Genomic DNA, 1770 nt, shown 5'->3' with positions numbered 1-1770 from the left:
GTCCATTGGTTAAGCCCCAATCAGCGTGGCCCATCCCCACCCCCGTTCCAGGAGATACCCATGAAGCGTTCCGCCCTGGCTGGACTGCTCATCGCTACAACAATGCTGGCCTCCTCCGCATACGCCTCAAACGATAGCGATCAGTGCGTAATGAAGCTCCAGGAAGTCAACAGCAAGCTGTCCAGCGCAGCCACGCTGGACGCCGCCACCAAAGGTGTCGTCATCACCAAAGCCGAACAAGCCAAGGCCGCCCACGACGCCAACAATGACAGAGAGTGTGTTTCCCTGACGCAGCAAGCGCTCCAGGACATTCAAAGCCACTTGAATAGCCATTAGCGCCGGGCCAGATAACACGCAGGTAAGGACAGAAGGTCGACTCGCCGCGCGCATTGGCGTACACTGCGCTTGCCTGCCGGTTACACACAGCAGGTTCGGGGCCGTTTAGGATTCGACGCCGGTTGCGAAACTTTAGGTGCATGCCGAGTTGGTAACAGAACTCGTAAATCCACTGTTGCAACTTTCTATAGTTGCCAATGACGAAACCTACGGGGAATACGCTCTCGCTGCGTAAGCAGCCTTAGCCCTTCCCTCCTGGTACCTTCGGGTCCAGCAATCATCAGGGGATGTCTGTAAACCCAAAGTGATTGTCATATAGAACAGAATCGCCGTGCAGTACGTTGTGGACGAAGCGGCTAAAACTTACACAACTCGCCCAAAGCACCCTGCCCGTCGGGTCGCTGAGGGTTAACTTAATAGACACGGCTACGCATGTAGTACCGACAGCGGAGTACTGGCGGACGGGGGTTCAAATCCCCCCGGCTCCACCAATCGAAGCTAACAAAGCCCGCCAAGTGCGGGCTTTGTTGCATCTGGGGGTTGGTAAATCGCCGGCCACCGCACATCCCCTGTAGGAGCGAGGCTTGCCCGCGAAGAGGCCAACCAGACCAGCACAAATCGCCCGTGGGCAAAGATGCAACCGTCGCCGCGACCGCCCTCGGAGATGCCCTGCGCCAAGCCCTCTTGATCATCGACGTGCAGCCCAGCTTCGCCCCTCCCCAATGGCTCATCGACGGCATCCAGACACTCATCGGAACTCTGCCCGGTGTCGTCGCCATCGAACGCCACGACGAATCCAAAACTTCCTTCCAGAAACAACTCGGCAGGCACCCTGCGCCGGACGACGACAGCCTGATCCCGGCTGACCGCGTCTTTATCAAGTACGGTTATGCGCCTTCGCCAGAGACCATCGAATATTTGAAAAGCCTGAAGGTGGCTCGGGTATTGGTGTGCGGCTTTGGCAGCATCACTTCAAGCACACGGTGGAGGTGAGTGAGGTTTGATGGGTACTGCCGTAGAGTGATAAGGAGCAGGACACGATTGTGGTCTGGCCCCGTTTTGTCCCTCAGGCATGGCTCCAAAGCAGCTTTCAGGTATCCGATGAGAAACGGACGGCATCGGGCGCGGATTCAGCGCCGACTTCGCTTTGGCGTCCCAGGAATAGAAAGACCACGGCGGCAGTGAACAGCGTGAACATCGTCAGCAGTTGCAACAAGGTGTTGAACCCGGCGGTATAGGCCGAGCGCAGTATCGTCAGCGGGATTTGGCTGGCGTCGGTGCTCGCGTGCTGGATATCACCCATCACTAGGCGTTGCGCGATAGTTGAATAGTCAACGGCGGACAGTTTGACCGAGGTACTGATGCTCAGATGGTGTGCGACCAGAGCCGTCAGCACCGCAACAGTGATCGCCAGGGCGACACCCTCGCTGGCCA

At 57.8% G+C, this 1770-nt stretch carries 1 protein-coding gene, 1 other RNA gene and 2 pseudogenes; 3 read left to right on the top strand and 1 reads right to left on the bottom strand.

Annotated features, from left to right (window positions below; translation table 11 throughout):
- Positions 1-60: 60 nt before the first annotated feature.
- The 3 genes and pseudogenes from KGB14_RS24365 to KGB14_RS24355 all read left to right on the top strand — a co-directional run.
- On the top strand, positions 61-336 hold the full coding sequence (locus KGB14_RS24365) for a hypothetical protein (protein ID WP_223489200.1): 276 nt from the start codon (positions 61-63) through the stop codon (positions 334-336).
- Between the two features lie 97 nt (positions 337-433).
- Positions 434-827, top strand: a transfer-messenger RNA (tmRNA) gene (ssrA, locus tag KGB14_RS24360).
- 178 nt (positions 828-1005) lie between these two features.
- Positions 1006-1308: pseudogene (locus KGB14_RS24355) on the top strand (hydrolase); the annotation flags it as partial.
- 118 nt (positions 1309-1426) lie between these two features.
- Here KGB14_RS24355 and KGB14_RS24350 read toward each other — a convergent pair.
- Positions 1427-1770, bottom strand: a pseudogene (locus tag KGB14_RS24350) (MFS transporter); the annotation flags it as partial.

This window comes from Pseudomonas sp. A-RE-19, assembly GCF_019956555.1.
Classification (GTDB): domain Bacteria; phylum Pseudomonadota; class Gammaproteobacteria; order Pseudomonadales; family Pseudomonadaceae; genus Aquipseudomonas.
This window is presented reverse-complemented; position numbering and strand designations above follow the sequence as displayed.